Raw genomic sequence first — 17,070 nt, forward strand, 5'->3', positions numbered from 1 at the left:
TATTTAGGCGGCCTCCGCTAGATGATTTCTATCTGTAGAGTTGCTTGATATCCGGTATCTTATGGCATCATGCAAAAACGAATTACTATTGCCGGACCCACTGCTTCCGGGAAAAGCTCCCTGGCGGTTGCACTTGCTTTAAAGATGGATGGAGAAATCATCTCTGTCGATTCACGTCAGTGCTATAAGAAGATTGATGTCGGCACCGCAAAGCCAACACCGGCACAGCTCAAACTTGTTCCGCATCATAATGTATCTATCCTTGAATTAGATGAACCGGACTCAGTTGCTGACTTCAGGAAACGCGCACTTAAAACTGCCGATGAGATCGAAGCCCGTGGAAAAACCGTGATCTTTTGCGGAGGAAGTTCACTGCATCTTAAATCTCTGATTCAGCCCCTGGATGATGTCCCGTCATCCGATGAAGAAAACATTCAACAGCTCAATCACCAAGCTGAAAATGATGGCCTTGAAGCGCTCTATCAAAAACTTAAAGAAGTTGATCCGGAGTACATCAAAAAGATGGACGGAATGAATCGCCAGAGAATCATACGGGCACTGGATGTGTGGATGCAGACAGGCAAACCGTTCAGCAGTTTTCACACAAATGATAAATTGACTCTGCCCGAGAACTATCTCTTTTTTGCCCTTCATCATCCCAGGAAAGTACTTCATCAGCGAATTGAGGAGCGAACGGATCAGATGATTGAGCAAGGAATTGTTGAAGAGACAAAATCAATTTTAGAGGCGGGCTACAGCCCTGATCTTCAGGCACTGCAAACTGTGGGATACAAGCAGGCCATTCAATTTTTAAACGATGAAGTATCACACGATCAGATGGTTGCCGACATCAAAACAGCCACCCGCAGATATGCTAAAAGACAGATCACCTGGCTGCGAAAATGGAGCTTCGCAGACGTCATAGACAGGCATACAAAAAGCGAAGCTGAGTGCGTTGAGTATATAGAACATCGGGTAGCAGCTGAGTCTCAGAAAGGTTAACTTGTACTTTTTCCAAAAACCGCCAAAATGCACTTATGTACAAAGCAATAGTTAACGTTACTCTTCGAAAGTCCATCCTCGATCCAAAAGGCAAAGCTTCCCATCACGCTCTGCAAAACCTCGGACTTAATGAAGTAAAAGAAGTTCGAATCGGTAAATTGATAGAACTCGATATTGACGCCGGTTCAGAGGATGAAGCAAAAAAAATCGCTGACACAGCCTGTACTCAGTTACTGGCCAACGAAGTAATGGAAGATTACACCATCAACATTCAAAAGAATTAATCTCTTCATGAATCGACTTGCGCACCAACAGCCGTATCTCAATTCAGGTGAAAAAACTGAAGAGAGCCCCGGTGCGGATGTACTCGAACAAACTTTAGAAGAGGAGTCTGTTGATACACCCTGGCGAGTCATTTTATATGATGACGATATCCACACGTTTGATGAGGTGATCAATCAATTGATTAAAGCATTGGGTTGTACCGTACAACAGGCTGAAGAGTATACCATTAAAGTTCACGAAGAAGGCAAAGCCAACGTTTTTGAAGGCAGTTTTGAAGAGTGTCTCAAAATCAATTCCGTTCTGCAGGAAATTCAATTAATCACAGAAATTAAAGGGTAAACAACCGTGTCGAAAAAAATAGGAGTTATCGTATTTCCGGGATCCAATTGTGATCACGATGCCTATCACGCAATGAAACATGTAATGAACGCAGAAACTAAATTTCTGTGGCATAAAGACTCGGACCTCTCCGATATAGACCTGCTAATAGTACCCGGCGGATTCTCTTATGGCGATTACCTCCGCTCCGGAGCCATTGCCCGGTTTTCGCCCATCATGAACTCTGTGATCGACTACGCAGAAAAAGGAAATCCGGTTTTAGGAATTTGTAACGGGTTTCAGATTTTGCTCGAATCGGGATTACTTCCAGGAGCTATGCTTCATAACGAAAAACTTCGATTTGTCTGCAAAAACGTCAATATCCGGGTAGAAAGCACCCGGTCGCTTTTCACATCTGCTATGGAAAAAGGACAAGTGATCAATATTCCGGTATCGCATGGAGAAGGAAACTACTTTATTGATGATAAAGGATTGCAAGATCTGGAAAAGAATGATCAAATTGCCTTTCGCTATTGCGATGAGAACGGAAATTTGACCAAAGAATCCAATTTTAACGGGTCCGTCTCAGCTATTGCGGGAATTACCAACAAAGGCGGGAATGTACTCGGCATGATGCCTCACCCCGAACGCGCCATGGAAAAAGTTCTTGGTTCTGATGACGGTAAACTATTTTTTGAATCCGTTCTGGGCAGACTTCAAATCGCATAATCTATGAAGTTAAACTTCGAACTTCTCAAAGAGATTGTATCCACGCCCGGCGCTCCCGGCTTTGAAGATCCTATTCGCGAGGTGATCATCAGCCATATCAAAGATCACGTTGATGAATATTCCGTAGATCGAATGGGCAACCTTATTGCGCGCATCAAGGGTGACGGGCCGAAAGTGATGGCAGCGGCGCACATGGATGAGATCTCACTTATCACTACGCATGTTGACAGTAAAGGATTTATCAGATTTTCTACCCTGGGCGGTTTTGATCCGGAAACACTTATTACTCAGCGGGTAATTATTCACGGTAAAAAGACAATACCCGGTGTGATTGGCGCAAAACCAATCCATATTCAAACGGATTCTGAAAAAAAGACAAAATCAAAGCTGAAAAATCTTTTCATCGATACGGGACTCCCGGCCGATGAGGTTAAGAAAATTGTTCCAAACGGTACGCACATTACCCGTGATAAGGATCTACTTCAATTGGGGAACTCCATATCATCAAAATCGCTCGATAACAGAATTTCAGTTTACATGCTGATTGAAGCACTTCAAAGAGCCAAAAAGGCAAATTGTGATTTTTACGCTGCCTTTACGGTTCAGGAAGAGGTGGGAATACGCGGAGCGCGCGTTGCTGCGCAGGCCATTCAGCCCGAAATAGGTTTAAACCTTGATGTTACACTTGCCAACGATCTGCCCGGTGTTGGCGATCATGAAGTATGCACGCAACTGGGTGAAGGAATAGGGATTAAAGTGATGGACAAAAGTGTGATCTGCACTCCAACACTCGTTCGGTATCTTAGAACAACTTGCTGACAATAATTCCGTTAAAACCCAGCGCGAGGTTTTAACAGCCGGCGGTACGGATACATCTGCCATGCAGTATTTAGTTGGAATAGGCAGCCATGTCACCTCCATCTCGTGTCCGGTTCGATACATACACAGCACTGCAGAAACCTGTTCCGTTTTGGATGTAAAAGCCGGAATTGAATTAACTTCACTTTGTATAGAAAATATAGGATCATACTCTTTTAAATGACCCATTCTGACAATACATATCAACCCATGAGACTCTATAGCAAGGATCTCGTTAAAAGCTATAAAAAACGAGTTGTGGTTGATCAGGTCTCCATTGATGTAAATCAGGGAGAAATTGTCGGACTCTTAGGTCCAAACGGAGCCGGGAAAACGACCACATTCAACATGTTTACCGGAATCGTAAAACCCAATTCGGGAAAAGTGTTTCTGAACGAAAAAAACATCACCCGAAAACCGATGTATCAGCGTGCCCGGATGGGTGTGGGATATCTTGCGCAGGAAGCCAGTGTATTTCGAAATCTCACCGTACGGGATAATTTAAAATCCATACTCGAATTTCACTCCATGCCCAAAAAAGAGATCAAAGAACGGGTTGATGAGTTAATTGAAGAGTTTGGACTTCAAAAAGTAGTGAACAATAAAGGCTACAGCTTATCGGGCGGTGAGAGGCGGCGTACTGAGATTGCGCGAGCATTGGTTACAGATCCGAAATTTATCCTCTTGGATGAGCCTTTTGCAGGTGTTGACCCTATTGCTGTTGAAGACATCCAGGAGATTGTAGCCGGCCTGAAAGGAAGAAACATCGGGATATTTATCACTGACCATAACGTGCATGAAACGCTGGCTATTACAGACAGAGCCTACCTGATGTTTGAAGGTAAAATATTACGCGAGGGCACGGCTGAACAGCTCGCAGAAGATGAAGAAGCCAAAAAGTTATACCTGGGCTCACAGTTTAAATTAGACAGATATCAATCCTGAATACCCATGAAAGAGACAACGGTAGAAGAGTTAAAGACAAAACGCGAAAACAGTGAATCCTTTGTACTGCTGGATGTGAGGGATGCGCATGAGTATTACATTTCAGACATCGACGGTACAACCCGAATACCCTATGATGACTTGAAGAGCCGATATGAAGAGTTAAATCCCGATGATGAGATAGTTACAATCTGCCGGACAGGAAACTCCGCTTCTGATGCTGCCGAATTTCTCGAGTCGAAAGGATTTGAAAATGTATCTGTACTGAAGGGAGGAATAAATGAGTGGGCCAAAAAGATTGACACCTCCTTGCCCCAATATTAATCCTTTTTACGTAGTTGCAGCGATTTGCTGAAATAGCTCTTCGTTGCTTTCTGTTCTCCTCATCACCTGAAGCAACATGCTCATCGATTCTTTTGGAGATTTTTTCAGCAAAAATCTTCGAACCATGTTTCTCTCTTCCAGTGAATCGGAAATAAATTTATCCTCATTTCGGGTTCCGGAAGCTGCAATGTTGATTGCCGGGTAAATTCGATCATTTGCAATTTCCCGATCCAGTACCAGCTCCATATTTCCTGTTCCCTTAAACTCCTCAAAAATCAAATCGTCCATTCTGGAGTTTGTTTCTACAAGACAGGTGGCAATAATGGTGAGCGAACCTCCGCCTTCAATTTTGCGCGCAGACCCAAAAATCTTTTTAGGAATTTCCAGTGCCCGTATATCAAGTCCACCGGATAGTGTACGTCCGCTATTGCTTTGCACAGCGTTGTAGGCACGTCCCAATCTTGTTAGCGAATCAATCAGCAGCACTGCATGCTGGCCCGCTTCTGCTTTCCGTTTTACATGACCAAGTGCCATTTCAGAAATCCGAACGTGGCTTTCAGTGGGCTTGTCATTCGATGATGCAAAAACATCCGCGTTGGTTGAGCGAAGGAAGTCGGTTACTTCTTCGGGACGTTCATCGACCAACAGTATCCCTGTATAAATATCAGGATGGTGCTCGGTGAGCGCGCGTGCAATTTTCTTGAGAAGAACGGTTTTACCTGTTCTCGGTGGGGCAACAATTAAAGCCCGCTGTCCCCGGCCAATTGGAGCAACCAAATCTATTACTCGCAGCTCAAGATCCTCCGCATTGTACCCTAGCTTGATATATTCATTTGGCATAATCGGGGTTTGAAGCTCAAACCGATTTATTTTCTGCCACTCTTCAGCCGGCTTGCCGTTAATACGCTCAATAGAGTGCACATGACGATTTCCACTTTGATCCTGCTCGAACTCGCCTTCTAAAATTAAACCGGATCGAAGATCATAGTGCTTCACTTCATCGGGTTTGAGAAACGGATCTTTTGGATCAAGACTGAATTCAAAATCGAGCTTACGGATAAATCCATAATTCTTTTGATTGATTTCAAGCACTCCGTTGTAGCGCCCTCCAATCCGGGTCTGCTGGTTATGATGAAATCGAGGGACAAATACGTTTTTATCTTGTTTATTTCCCTTGCCTTTTCCCTTAGGCTTATTGCGGCCTTTATTTTTACGCGAACGTGCCATGCACAATAGTTTTAATTAAGTAATAGTCGTTTGAAAGTTATGTCTCTAAAATTGTATGGTCGTTAGACGAGCTGAAAATTCTACAGAGTAGCAGAACTAAAGAGATGAATAGCGCGGTAACTTACTTTTATCGCGCTACTCAATAAGATAAGGAAGGAATCGGGTTATCAAAAATTATCGGACTGTTGTTGTCTCATTAATCCAGGCATAGCAGTCAGAAATACTACTGTCAATCTGAATTTCATCTCCCGTTTCCCAACCTCTAAAAAATTTATCTTCCGCCGTCGGTGTTACCGGCTCATAAGTTCTGTATTGTCTTTGAACCGCATTTGCAACCGAAGGGTCAGCGTTTCGCGCTCTATCCAGATAGTCCAGCACCAACCAGTAAACGGCCCTGTCATCGCGCTCCATTGGCCTGCCGGATGTACACTGCCGGATAGCCGCTGCGTAAATATCTGCAATTTTAATGTAGGCTTCACCCCAGTTTCTGTCCAGTTGTAATCCTCGTCGGACAAGCCTTCTGGCTTCCTGTAAATTACCCAAGTTCTGATTTATTTCCGCCAGCTGTATTATAGCTGTTTTTTGCTGAGAGTTTGTTTCTGCGAGATCCAGCGCTTGCTGCCAAAAGTTAAGTGCTTGACTTCTCTCACCGGCCGACTGAGCATATTCCGCAAGCCTTTTCGCATTTTCAAAATTTTGCTCCGCTTCAAAGATTTGTCTGGCATAATCAATGGCTTTTTCTTGATTATCCTGATCTTCATACAGATTAGCTATCTCTTTTAAAAGTGCTATGTCACCGGGATTATCTGCCAAGCGGCCTTCCAGGAATTTAATTCTCTCTTCAGGATCTGAAAAAAGTCCGTCCCTAATTTCGTTAATTTGATTCATCAAGGAATCTCCGGCAAACTGTTCAACCTCATCAATCATAGCCAGGGCTTTATCACGCTCATCCTTAGATACGTAATTCGATAACAAAATATTGATATAATAACCGTCCCCGGCCTGTGCCAAACGTTCCGGATCCAGCTCATAGGCTTTTTCGTACTCTTCATAAGCTTTATCCATTCCGTTGGAAATGTTGCTCTGATTTTCCTGATAAAATCTGCCTTTATTGAAATGCCAGTCGTAATAGTCAATTTCATCTTCACTGAATATTTCAAAAGCCTCAGTATATATGGTCTGAACCGTGTCGAGGTATGCAGAACTTATGGATGGATCCGTTTCTTGTTTTGACAATTCAGTATAAACATTAATCATACGTTCGTATTGTCGCGGCAAGCTAAATCTGTTTGCACCTTCAATCGAGCGGGGTTGAGCCTCAAGCATCCATTTACCAAACTGAAGAGCCATATCATAACTGCCCGTACGATAGTTTTCATAAAAAATGGAATACGCCTGCAGCTCACTCATTCCATATGGAGGTTCAGCTTGTGAATAGGCGTTGGATGTGACTGCAAACATGATTGCAAATACAGCTATGTACTTTTTCATAATTCTTCGGTTGGTTACTTTTTTAAATTCTTTCAGTCCTAACCTGATTACTGAAATTTAGGACGAACAAACATAAATTCAGCCAAATTTAATGAGAGCTTAAAGCCCCATATATTTTCTTTAACTAAGCTGGCAGATTCTGTTCCCCGAATGCCATACTCAAAACTTAAATCGATCGATGACGCCGTCTGTCTTGAAATAAATCCAATTCCGGCGTTCAGATAGAGGGTGTCAATATCCTCTCCATTAATATTTAAGTGTCCGGTATCGTATGATGATCCCAAACTATATTTAAAGTCAGAGAAAAAGCCTCCGCGTTGTTCAGTTCTGTATGGGTGATATTGCACCCCGAATCCGGCCTTGAGCCTATCTTTAAAATAGGCTTCCTGAGCAGAATTAAAACTATATTCGGCATCACTCCATTGCTGAATCATGGTTTCTGCCGAAAATACCACGAACCTATTTAAATTATACGTAAGGCCTGTATTAATTTCCATAGGCAATTTAACAGTTCCATCAACGGCACTGCCATTCTGATCTAATTCAACCAATGTACGACGTCCGTTTATTGTTCTGAAAGCTGAAACGGAACGTTCGGCATCGATGGTAACCGGTAAAGTAACGGTTGCACCAATGGCAAACTGATCCTCTGACCCAAAAATTGAATTCTTATTTGCAAAAAGGCCGAATTTATGCCCAAACGCGTATCCTTCAATATCTCGGTTGTAATTTAATCCCCTGTAGGATAAATCAGAAAAAGCAGCCGTCACCTCCTGTTTCTGAGATAGCAAATAAGCGCCCATCGAGTAACCAACCGTGATGTTATCCATCAATCGATAACCTGCGCCAAACTCAAATTTATTCACACCGCCCGATCCTTGCGTATTTGTTATATAATCAACGTCATCGAGTTGAATCCCATCCACCGGTACAAACGTGTCTTCGGTAATTCGTTGAAAATCAGAACGCGTAACAGGATTAAAAGATAACGATACACCCAATCGGTTTCTAAGTACAGGCAATATGAGCTGAAATTGATCAAAGGCAAACAGTGCTTTTCTCGATGAATCGAACTGATCGCTGGCATTGTAATTCATCATGCTTACAGCTACCGAGCCATGAGTAAAGCCGGAAAGGCCCCACAATGCCGGGTTTGAGACATTTGCAGATTGATTAGAAAAAGTACTCACACCGCTCAATCCCATTCCAATTGTGTTGGGAGAGTATGTCTCAAAGGGTGAACCATAGCCAAATCCGGAATAAAAAGATCCTGAATTTGCTAAGTTCTGATCTTGAGCATTCGCAATTTCTCCTATCGATACAGAAAAAACAATGATAATTGCAGAAAGAAAATATTTCATGTGCATGTTTAAGACCTTATTCAACTGAAGTAATTATGAGCCTTGGTTGCCTGTCTTGAGGCGCTGCATTGTCATGCAGTTTTATCGAGTAGAGAATTCCATTTATTGCCTGAGCTGAAAAATAGAGAGGAGCTGCATTTACGTCGCCGTATACAGTATCAAGTACATATTGGGTAACATCAACTTTGAAAAGTTCTTCATCTTCATTGATGTCAGCTCCAAATCTGGGAGGCGTTACAAAGATCTCTGAGATCAAGTCGGCCGGTGGTGTCGAAAATGTGTGTGCCCGAATGGTTTCAACTTCCGGTCTCAATATTGAACTGAATGCCTGTTCATCCGATCGATCTATGCTAAAAACAAGACTCGCGTTTACAATATTTTTTGATTGAAGATCTTCGTTAGGAAGATTTAGATTCACTTCCATCAGTCGATCTACATTGTGCAAAACATAGCCGGAGTCGTAAGCGGGCTCATCGCTGCGTACAACGTAAGCTCCCCAGTCACGAAGTCCAAGTGAGTTGACGACTTCAACATCCTGCTCCTCTTCTTCATCAAATTCTGTAGTATATACCCTGAATTCCGTTATGGCAGGATCTTCTTCCGGATCTGCGGGTGTATGCCGAAGAAATCTGACCCTAGAGTTCGTTTCAGCCGGTACAACTGCCAATCCGGTAAATTCCCGGGTGTAAAGTGAATCTCTGTTAGCATCATTTGAGTTGAAATACGTACTGTATTTCTCCATCCATTCGGCAGATAGCTCCACTTCTACCGTGTCTTCATCAGCAACTTGAAATTCAGCCACTTTACTTGAAAAGTCGATAGGTGCCGCTTCATTGTACTTCAGCTCATTTCCCCGCCACTGCTCCGAAAGTTCAAATATTTCGTAATCAGAAACAGACTGCTCATCTCCGTAGATGGAAGAGTTAAACACCATTCGCAGTGTCATAGTATCTCCTTCAACCAGGGTGTCAACCGCCGAGGTTGAAATGACAGGTTTTAATACTGCAACGGCATTGAGTGTGCCGTATACCGGATCTTCAATATATCCCATGGCAGAATTTGATAGCCTTCCTGAGAAGAAATTCTCTTCAACAGGCGTGATATCCGTCACGGAATATTCATCTGTTGTTACGGAGCTGCCATCCGGCCCCAGACCTTCGCCTACTGAACCGGGTGATTCGCAACCTACAATTAAAGGTATAATGAGAAGAAGAAAGGCAGCGATAGATAATCTGCTGCCTTTTGAGTTGAGAAACTTGTTATCAGATGAATTACTCATCTTTTCCGGTGATCTTCCGGTAGTAGTCTGCAAATTTTTTAGATACATCTTCGGGCGAACCCTGAATTTTTGTTGGGTTAATATTCAATTCATCGAAAAGATCATCAAACTGATCTTTCAGGTGATTGCCGGTTACGACATGGTCACTGTGTTTCAGGCCGGTTTTAAGTAAATCAATTTCGCCATCTTCCAGGTAGGATTCTACATCAACTTCCTCAGGAAGGCCAAGCAAATCAAGGATCTTCGTTCCTTTAAACTGTCCTTTATTTTCCGGATGGTGCAGATTGTAAACAATCTGTGTATTCTTAAAAATATCTTCGTTTTTGTATTTGGTACGAACAAGAAGTGGTATTAAACCCGCCGGCCAGTCATGGCAGTGAATAATATCCGGTTCCCATCCAAGATTTATAACTGTTTCCAACACGCCTTTATTGTAAAAAGCAAGACGCTCGTCGTTATCGTCATAAAACTTTTCAGTCTTGGGATTATCAAACATCCCTTTGCGCTTAAAATGTTTATCATTATCGAGGAAGTAAACCTGAAGCTTCGCATTTGGAATGCTCGCTACTTTGATCTTCATGGTGTCTATTTGATCACCAACCTCAACTTCGATACCTGAAAGACGGATTACCTCATGTAATCTATTTCGACGGTCGTTAATGGTTCCAAATTTTGGAAGTAAGATTCTTATTTCAAATCCCTGATCTTGCAATGAAGCCGGCAAAAACCGAAGTAAATCTGCCGTGTATGTCATTCTTGCAAAAGGAGCTATTTCGGCTGCAGCGTATAGTATTTTCATAATTGTAAATCTTACTTAAGTATTCTCTCGAGTACCATTTGTGTTAGAATTATCAGAATAGGTTTTCTGAGGGCCTTCCTCATCGTCGATGGAGTAAAAATCAAAAAGAGTGTCACCTCGCAACCCTAAACGGATTGTCTCAACAGAAATTACCTCTGACGGCTGTATGTTGCCAAGGTTAACATTGCTGCCAAATTTTTTAATAAACCAAACTTGCTGATCCTTTTGCGGTGCTTCAAATATCAAATCTTCCATTGGAATTTGATCAGTTATTTCATCAATCAATCCCGACCTGATTTCTCCGTTTGGACGAAATACACCAACCGTTCCGCTTTCACGGGCTTCACAAATCACTTTCCAGCTGCCGGCTTCCATCTCATTCTTTATCATTTTAACCCACTTGTAGGGCGGAATAATAGAATCAGGATTTTTACTGCCAACTTCTGAAAGTACCGTGAAGTCTTGGCTTAATTCGTTGATTATATCAAGTTTCCTTTTCTCTGACAGCCAAATAGTACCATTTGAAACTTCCAGATACTGAATCTCATACCGCTTGAGCAGCTCTATGTATGCATCCAGTTGATCACGAAGAACGTAAGCCTCAAACAAAGTACCGCCAAAATAAACCGGGATATCGTATTTTTTATAAACGTCCAGTTTATCTGAGAGATTTTGAGTCACATACGATGTTCCCCAACCGAGTTTTACAATATCTGTGTAATTCGAGGCTGCTTCACAGAAATCTTCAACTTGACGAACGCTATACCCTTTATCAAGTGCGAGAGTAATTCCTTTGTTTCGGGGTTTATCAGTCCTTTTAGGTAGATGATTAAGCTGAAATTGCATTAAATGCTATTTATTCATTATTGAGACGGCGTAAGATACAAAAACACTCCTTTTATTGAAAAGGGAGATATTGATCATTATTCCTCATTTTCTTTCTTCGGTTTTCTGTTACTCATTTCCGCCAAAAGTTTTATTCGCCCTTCGTCTACAGAACTGAGCATATCGTTACTGAATCGCCAGAGCCAGTTATCTCCAACTGTTCCGGGCAGATTCATACGGTGGTCTGTATCAAGCCTCATAAAATCCTGCAGTGGAAAGATCGCCTGATCGGCAACCGAAAGCATTCCCAGGCGAATCAGCTCCCATTCCGGTTCCCTTCCGTCCGATTTCGTGTATTCACGCATTCTGTGTTTTTCAACTTCCGGTGCCTGAGTATACCATCCTTTGGTTGTATCATTATCGTGAGTGCCGGTGTAGACCACACAGTTTTGTGGATAATTATGCGGCAAAAAACTATTCGTAGAGTCTGAATCGAAAGCAAATTGAAGGATTTTCATACCGGGGAAATCGAAAGAATCCCTGAGATTTTCTACCTCGGGTGTCATCACTCCTAAATCTTCGGCTATGATCGGGAGTTCACCCAGTTCCTTTTTAATGGTTTTGAACAGTTTTTTCCCGGGCGCCTTAACCCATCTCCCTTTAATAGCGGTTTCCGCACTTGCTTTTACTTCCCAATAGGCATCAAAACCCCTGAAGTGATCGACCCGAATGGAGTCATACAGTTCAAACATCTGACGAAAACGATTGACCCACCATGAGAAATTATCTTTTTCCAGAGCATCCCATTTGTAAAGCGGATTACCCCATAACTGTCCGGTTTCGCTGAAATAGTCAGGCGGAACACCGGCTACCAATTGCCGGTTACCCTGCTTGTCAACTGCAAAATATTCAGGATTCGACCACACATCAGAACTGTTGTGATCAACAAAAATCGGGATATCTCCAACCACCCGAACTCCTTTATCATTGGCATATTTCTTCAGCTCATACCATTGATTAAAAAATTCGAACTGAAGCCAAAGCTGGTAATCAATCTCCTCTTTCTTCTCCTTTTCCACTTTAGCGATGGCCTTGGATTTTCTTTGAGCCAAATCCTGGTCCCATTCATTCCATGGCTGTTTATCATTCGCTTTTAAACAGGTCATAAAGAGGCAGTAATCGTGAAGCCATACCTGATTACTTTTTTTAAACGAACTCAACTCTTTTTTGTCCTGGTCAGACATATCAGCATAAAACCGTTCGGCAGCTTTTTTATAAAGCTCTTCTTTCAACTCGTATGATTTTTCATACTCCGCCTTGTTTTTTACTGGCAGCTGAGCTTTTCCGGCCTCTTCCTTACTTAGCAACCCTTTGTCAATTAATCGATCCGGGCTTATCAAGTAGTGATTACCCGCAAACGCAGAGTAGCTTGCATAAGGTGAGTTCCCGTAACCGGTTGGACCCAATGGAAGAACCTGCCAAATGGTTTGATCGGTTCTGACCAAAAAATCAATAAACTTTTCGGCTTCATAACCCAGGTCGCCCATCCCATATTTTGAAGGAAATGAAGTTGGATGCACTAATGTGCCACAAGAACGTGGAAATCTCATAAATCTCTAAACTTAGATCATTAAAATTACTTGAATAGTCTGTTATTTCTTAGGCCTTAAAATTAATCCTGCAAGGGGTGGCACGGTTACCGTAATATTTGCCGGCTGACTGTGCCATGCGCCGTCCCTGCCCTCAATTACACCCGGTCCTGCATTGCTGCCTCCATAAAATTCAGAATCACTGTTCAGCACCACTTCATACTCACAGGCTTCCGGTACACCAAATTTATATTCCTTGTGTAGAGTGGGTGTGAAGTTGAGCAAAAAAACCAGGTAATCGTCCGGATTCTTCCCTTTTCTTATAAAGGATAGCATGCTGTTGTCTGCATCACTGATGTCGATCCACTCAAACCCTTCCCATTTAAAATCAACCTCATGCATTGAATGCTCATCTTTGTAGATCCGGTTCAAATCCTTCACCAAATTCTGCACACCTTTGTGATTTTCCCACTGGAGCAGATGCCAATCAATGGAGTGCTGTTCGGTCCACTCACTCCACTGTGCAAATTCATTCCCCATAAAGAGCAATTTCTTACCGGGATGACCAAACATGTACGTGTACAGAAGCCTCAAATTTGCAAACTTTTGCCAGTCATCTCCGGGCATTTTTGAGAGCAGTGACTTTTTCATGTGAACCACTTCATCATGAGATAAAGGCAGAATAAACTGTTCGGAAAAGGCGTAGATCAATGAAAAGGAGAGCTGATCCTGATGATATTTTCTGTAGATCGGATCTTTCTCCATATAGTCCAGCGTGTCATTCATCCAGCCCATATTCCACTTAAAATCGAAGCCCAGGCCACCGGATGATGTTGGACGGGAAACACCCTGCCACGAAGTAGATTCTTCAGCAAAGGTGAGCACTCCGGGAAAATATTCATGAACCACATCATTAAACCGACGCAGAAAGTAAATTGCTTCTAAATTTTCGCGGCCACCATATTCATTTGGCAGCCAATCACCATCTTCTCTGGAATAATCCAGATAGAGCATAGAAGCTACTGCGTCCACTCTCAGGCCGTCGATGTGAAACTCCTCTATCCAAAAAATCGCATTGGAGATTAGAAAATTTTTCACTTCCGTTCGGCCAAAATTAAAAATATTGGTTCCCCAATCTTTATGTTCACCCAAACGGGGATCTTCGTGCTCATAAAGTGCAGTTCCGTCAAATCTTCGAAGACCATGATCATCTTTTGTAAAGTGCGCCGGAACCCAATCAATAATCACACCGATATTGGCCTGATGGCATTTGTCGATGAAATACTTGAGATCTTCGGGATTCCCAAAACGGCTGGTTGGTGCAAAATACCCCGTAATTTGATAACCCCAGGATGGATCATAAGGATGCTCGGCAATTGGCATCAGCTCTACGTGTGTAAAACCCATTTCGTCCAGATAGGGAACCAGTTCATCAGCCAATTCACGGTACGACAGAAACCCGGGATCCTCACCCACTTTCCGTTTCCACGAGCCCGCATGAATTTCATAAATAGAAACTGGCCGATCATGATGCTGAACATCCGGGCGATTTTCAATCCAGGATTCATCGCCCCAATTGTAGGAATCGGTCCAGATTTTTGATGCTGTTCCCGGCCTCAATTCAGAAAAACGGCCATAGGGATCAGCTTTTTTCATCGGAGCCTGGTCAGGATGCGCTTTAACCTCAAACTTATAAAAATCCCCTTTTGCCACATGCGGGATAAATGTTTCCCAAACACCCTGATCCGGATAAAAGCGCATGCCATGAATTCTGCCGTCCCAGTTATTAAACGAACCGATCACACTGACACGGGCCGCTGACGGAGCACATACCACAAAATGAGTTCCTTCTACGCCATCAATCGTTTTTAAATGGGCTCCCATCCATTTGTAGGCATAGTGGTGGTTGCCCTCACCCCAAAGCTGCAGATCATAATCAGATAGTTGAGGACCAAATCGGTAGGCATCCTCAATCGTATACACATCGCCATCATAGGGAGTAACCTTCAGCTTGTATGCGACACGATTTTTCCTGCGTGGAAAGATATACTCAAACAGGCCGTCTTCTGAAACTCTTTTGAGCGCGACAGACTTTCCATTTTCAGGAATAAACTCAACTTTTTTTGCATCGGGCCGGAAAACACGTACAGCCAATTTCTCTTTACCGTCCACGTTCACAGTTTGTAATCCTAAAACTGAAAACAGATCTCCGTGCTTACCGTTGGATATTGCCTGAATTTCTTCGATTTTAAGCGTCAAGTTATTCACATCCCCTAATTTTGATTAGCTAATACATTAAAATAAAAATTTTATAGCCAAATTAATGAACCCTTTTTCACAAATGCGTTAAAGGATTGTAATCAGACTCAATGAATATCACTCGTTTTATATCCAGACGCTACCTTTTTTCGCGAAAACACGTATCGCTGATTTCTGTTCTCACATCCATCAGTATTGCCGGTATTACATTAGGTACAGCTCTGCTAATTATTATTCTCTCTGTTTTTAACGGCTTCTTTGATGTGATTCGCGGTTTCCTTCTTTCTTTTGATCCGGATATACGGATAGAAATGAATGAAGCCAATTCCATGACTTTTGATCCCGCTTTAATCAACCGGATTCAAGACCATCCCGAGGTTGTTCAGGTGGCTCCTTATGTGGAAGGAAAAGCCATGTTGATCTCTAAAGGCAACCAAAATGATGTAGTTATTGTGCGCGGAATTGAGAGGAGTTCTCACATTAGAATTTCAGATCTGGAGCAGAGCGTTCAAAGCGGGGTGTTTGATCTGTCCGTGCAAAATGGCCGACCCGGACTAGTAATCAGCAACACCTTTTCCAATCAGTATGGGCTGGGAGCCGGTGATGAAATAGTTTTGCTCAGTGCTGCAGGAATGAGGCGGGCGATTACCCAATTTTCGGCCCCCAGGGTTAGCCGGTTTCAGGTGCGAGGCAGCTACAACATTCAGCAAATCATTGATGATGATATCGCATACATCAATCTCGAAGCCGCACAGCGACTCTTCAATATGCAAAACGAAATTACAGGACTTGACCTGCAGCTTACCGACACAGATCGCGCCGGGCAGGTAAAGGAAGAGCTACAGCAGTTGCTCGGGCCTGATTATCGATTGCAATCCTGGTACGACCTCCAGAAACCGCTATACGATGTAATGTATCTTGAAAAGTGGGGATCCTATTTAATTCTTATGATAATTGTTCTGGTAGCCGCATTAAATATCGTCGGCTCCCTGACCATGATTGTCATTCAGAAGAAAAAAGATATTGGCGTTTTAATTTCAATGGGTATGACTTCCAAAAAAATCAAGCAAATTTTCATTAGCCAGGGGATTCAAATCGGAATCATCGGTTGTGGAATCGGTGGAGTACTGGGCGTATTTACAGCGTGGCTGCAGCAGGAGTATGGCCTGGTAAAACTGACGTCTTCATTTATTATCGACGCCTATCCGGTTTCGATTCAGCCTTTGGATATTGTTTTAGTCGTTGGTGGAAGTTTGATCCTCTGTCTCGCCGCAAGCTGGTATCCGGCAACCCGAGCCGCCGCTGTTGAACCGGCCGATGCCGTTCGCGGGGAGTAAGAATTATCCCGAATTCTTTACATTTAAATTTCTTGGTGAATAATCCGGGCTACCCGCGAATAATTACCGCTCCATACGGTACGCGATGCCCAATTCGATGACAGGATACTGCAGGCGGCTGATGTCCCGGCGGGCGATCGTAATACCAAACCCTGCACATTCCTCTCGGAGGCATGTGTCCCGGAGGCACCTTAAACCGATGGTTTGCCCTTTCTTGAACAGATCTTGCCCTGTGTTCAACTTTTCGGGGTGGGTCGCCAATAATAATTGGTTCTGTTTCTATTACCAATCCGCCAGAAACCATACAGCCGGATACAGCAACCATCAATGCAAGAAGCAACCCTGCTTTAAGTATCCATCTTTTCATAATAACGCGATTAGGTGAACGTGTGATTATCCACCTAAACAGCATCAGAAAAGAGTTGTTTCAGTATTTGGGCAA

General features: G+C 43.0%; 18 protein-coding genes. 9 read left to right on the plus strand and 9 right to left on the minus strand.

Annotation, left to right across the window (positions count from 1 at the left end; genetic code table 11):
- Nucleotides 1-69 precede the first annotated feature (69 nt).
- Genes miaA through U5K35_RS04880 form a run of 8 tightly spaced genes read left to right on the plus strand, consistent with a single transcriptional unit; the run spans nucleotide 70 to nucleotide 4,461 of the window.
- Nucleotides 70-1,002, plus strand: a complete 933-nt coding sequence (gene miaA, locus U5K35_RS04850) for a tRNA (adenosine(37)-N6)-dimethylallyltransferase MiaA (protein ID WP_322570338.1) — start codon at nucleotides 70-72, stop codon at nucleotides 1,000-1,002.
- A 35-nt stretch (nucleotides 1,003-1,037) separates the two neighbouring features.
- Complete coding sequence (purS, locus tag U5K35_RS04855) at nucleotides 1,038-1,286, plus strand: phosphoribosylformylglycinamidine synthase subunit PurS (protein WP_322570339.1); 249 nt, start codon at nucleotides 1,038-1,040, stop codon at nucleotides 1,284-1,286.
- Nucleotides 1,287-1,293: 7 nt separating this feature from the next.
- The gene (locus U5K35_RS04860) at nucleotides 1,294-1,626 is read left to right on the plus strand and encodes an ATP-dependent Clp protease adaptor ClpS (RefSeq protein WP_322570340.1); all 333 of its coding nucleotides are present in this window, start codon (nucleotides 1,294-1,296) and stop codon (nucleotides 1,624-1,626) included.
- A gap of 6 nt (nucleotides 1,627-1,632) precedes the next feature.
- Nucleotides 1,633-2,334: a phosphoribosylformylglycinamidine synthase subunit PurQ gene (gene purQ / locus U5K35_RS04865; RefSeq protein ID WP_322570341.1), complete on the plus strand. Its 702-nt coding sequence runs from the start codon at nucleotides 1,633-1,635 to the stop codon at nucleotides 2,332-2,334.
- Between the two features lie 3 nt (nucleotides 2,335-2,337).
- A complete protein-coding gene (locus U5K35_RS04870; protein ID WP_322570342.1) occupies nucleotides 2,338-3,153 on the plus strand; it encodes a hypothetical protein in 816 nt (271 codons plus the stop codon).
- Nucleotides 3,134-3,376, plus strand: coding sequence for a hypothetical protein (locus U5K35_RS19530; RefSeq protein WP_416221590.1), 243 nt, complete (start codon nucleotides 3,134-3,136; stop codon nucleotides 3,374-3,376). Before U5K35_RS04870 ends, U5K35_RS19530 begins: the two co-directional genes overlap by 20 nt.
- Nucleotides 3,377-3,402: 26 nt before the next feature.
- Nucleotides 3,403-4,137: an LPS export ABC transporter ATP-binding protein gene (gene lptB, locus U5K35_RS04875; protein ID WP_322570343.1), complete on the plus strand. Its 735-nt coding sequence runs from the start codon at nucleotides 3,403-3,405 to the stop codon at nucleotides 4,135-4,137.
- Nucleotides 4,138-4,143: 6 nt separating this feature from the next.
- Nucleotides 4,144-4,461 carry a rhodanese-like domain-containing protein gene (locus tag U5K35_RS04880; RefSeq protein ID WP_322570344.1) on the plus strand — a complete coding sequence of 106 codons (318 nt, stop codon included), beginning with the start codon at nucleotides 4,144-4,146 and terminating at the stop codon, nucleotides 4,459-4,461.
- A 6-nt stretch (nucleotides 4,462-4,467) separates the two neighbouring features.
- Here U5K35_RS04880 and rho read toward each other — a convergent pair whose 3' ends face one another.
- From rho to glgB, 8 genes are all read right to left on the minus strand, one after another.
- Nucleotides 4,468-5,688 (minus strand): transcription termination factor Rho, encoded by a 1,221-nt coding sequence (rho, locus tag U5K35_RS04885; RefSeq protein ID WP_322570345.1) that lies wholly within the window; start codon nucleotides 5,686-5,688, stop codon nucleotides 4,468-4,470.
- Nucleotides 5,689-5,862: 174 nt separating this feature from the next.
- Complete coding sequence (locus tag U5K35_RS04890; protein ID WP_322570346.1) at nucleotides 5,863-7,179, minus strand: tetratricopeptide repeat protein; 1,317 nt, start codon at nucleotides 7,177-7,179, stop codon at nucleotides 5,863-5,865.
- Between the two features lie 47 nt (nucleotides 7,180-7,226).
- The gene (locus U5K35_RS04895) at nucleotides 7,227-8,540 is read right to left on the minus strand and encodes a hypothetical protein (protein ID WP_322570347.1); all 1,314 of its coding nucleotides are present in this window, start codon (nucleotides 8,538-8,540) and stop codon (nucleotides 7,227-7,229) included.
- 16 nt (nucleotides 8,541-8,556) lie between these two features.
- Nucleotides 8,557-9,819 (minus strand): hypothetical protein, encoded by a 1,263-nt coding sequence (locus U5K35_RS04900; protein WP_322570348.1) that lies wholly within the window; start codon nucleotides 9,817-9,819, stop codon nucleotides 8,557-8,559.
- Nucleotides 9,812-10,618: a glycogen/starch synthase gene (locus U5K35_RS04905; RefSeq protein ID WP_322570349.1), complete on the minus strand. Its 807-nt coding sequence runs from the start codon at nucleotides 10,616-10,618 to the stop codon at nucleotides 9,812-9,814. Before U5K35_RS04905 ends, U5K35_RS04900 begins: the two co-directional genes overlap by 8 nt.
- A gap of 15 nt (nucleotides 10,619-10,633) precedes the next feature.
- Entirely contained in the window at nucleotides 10,634-11,464 is an 831-nt protein-coding gene (locus U5K35_RS04910; protein ID WP_322570350.1) for a phosphosulfolactate synthase, read from the minus strand.
- A gap of 77 nt (nucleotides 11,465-11,541) precedes the next feature.
- On the minus strand, nucleotides 11,542-13,053 hold the full coding sequence (malQ, locus tag U5K35_RS04915) for a 4-alpha-glucanotransferase (protein WP_322570351.1): 1,512 nt from the start codon (nucleotides 13,051-13,053) through the stop codon (nucleotides 11,542-11,544).
- 42 nt (nucleotides 13,054-13,095) lie between these two features.
- On the minus strand, nucleotides 13,096-15,300 hold the full coding sequence (gene glgB / locus U5K35_RS04920; protein ID WP_322570352.1) for a 1,4-alpha-glucan branching protein GlgB: 2,205 nt from the start codon (nucleotides 15,298-15,300) through the stop codon (nucleotides 13,096-13,098).
- 101 nt (nucleotides 15,301-15,401) lie between these two features.
- Between glgB and U5K35_RS04925 the strand changes: the two genes are divergently transcribed.
- A complete protein-coding gene (locus tag U5K35_RS04925; RefSeq protein WP_322570353.1) occupies nucleotides 15,402-16,628 on the plus strand; it encodes an FtsX-like permease family protein in 1,227 nt (408 codons plus the stop codon).
- A gap of 49 nt (nucleotides 16,629-16,677) precedes the next feature.
- On the opposite strand, the gene U5K35_RS04930 is transcribed toward U5K35_RS04925, so the two are convergent.
- Complete coding sequence (locus tag U5K35_RS04930; protein ID WP_322570354.1) at nucleotides 16,678-16,995, minus strand: hypothetical protein; 318 nt, start codon at nucleotides 16,993-16,995, stop codon at nucleotides 16,678-16,680.
- Nucleotides 16,996-17,070: the final 75 nt, after the last annotated feature.

It is taken from the genome of Rhodohalobacter sp. (assembly GCF_034521535.1).
Taxonomy (GTDB): Bacteria; Bacteroidota; Rhodothermia; order Balneolales; family Balneolaceae; genus Rhodohalobacter.

Coding starts and splice junctions, on each gene's coding strand:
- miaA (WP_322570338.1), top strand. CDS start 70: ATGCAAAAACGAATTACTATTGCCGGACCCACTGCTTCCGGGAAAAGC.
- purS (WP_322570339.1), top strand. CDS start 1,038: ATGTACAAAGCAATAGTTAACGTTACTCTTCGAAAGTCCATCCTCGAT.
- U5K35_RS04860 (WP_322570340.1), top strand. CDS start 1,294: ATGAATCGACTTGCGCACCAACAGCCGTATCTCAATTCAGGTGAAAAA.
- U5K35_RS04870 (WP_322570342.1), top strand. CDS start 2,338: ATGAAGTTAAACTTCGAACTTCTCAAAGAGATTGTATCCACGCCCGGC.
- lptB (WP_322570343.1), top strand. CDS start 3,403: ATGAGACTCTATAGCAAGGATCTCGTTAAAAGCTATAAAAAACGAGTT.
- U5K35_RS04880 (WP_322570344.1), top strand. CDS start 4,144: ATGAAAGAGACAACGGTAGAAGAGTTAAAGACAAAACGCGAAAACAGT.
- rho (WP_322570345.1), bottom strand. CDS start 5,688: ATGGCACGTTCGCGTAAAAATAAAGGCCGCAATAAGCCTAAGGGAAAA.
- U5K35_RS04890 (WP_322570346.1), bottom strand. CDS start 7,179: ATGAAAAAGTACATAGCTGTATTTGCAATCATGTTTGCAGTCACATCC.
- U5K35_RS04895 (WP_322570347.1), bottom strand. CDS start 8,540: ATGAAATATTTTCTTTCTGCAATTATCATTGTTTTTTCTGTATCGATA.
- U5K35_RS04900 (WP_322570348.1), bottom strand. CDS start 9,819: ATGAGTAATTCATCTGATAACAAGTTTCTCAACTCAAAAGGCAGCAGA.
- U5K35_RS04905 (WP_322570349.1), bottom strand. CDS start 10,618: ATGAAAATACTATACGCTGCAGCCGAAATAGCTCCTTTTGCAAGAATG.
- U5K35_RS04910 (WP_322570350.1), bottom strand. CDS start 11,464: ATGCAATTTCAGCTTAATCATCTACCTAAAAGGACTGATAAACCCCGA.
- malQ (WP_322570351.1), bottom strand. CDS start 13,053: ATGAGATTTCCACGTTCTTGTGGCACATTAGTGCATCCAACTTCATTT.
- U5K35_RS04925 (WP_322570353.1), top strand. CDS start 15,402: ATGAATATCACTCGTTTTATATCCAGACGCTACCTTTTTTCGCGAAAA.
- U5K35_RS04930 (WP_322570354.1), bottom strand. CDS start 16,995: ATGAAAAGATGGATACTTAAAGCAGGGTTGCTTCTTGCATTGATGGTT.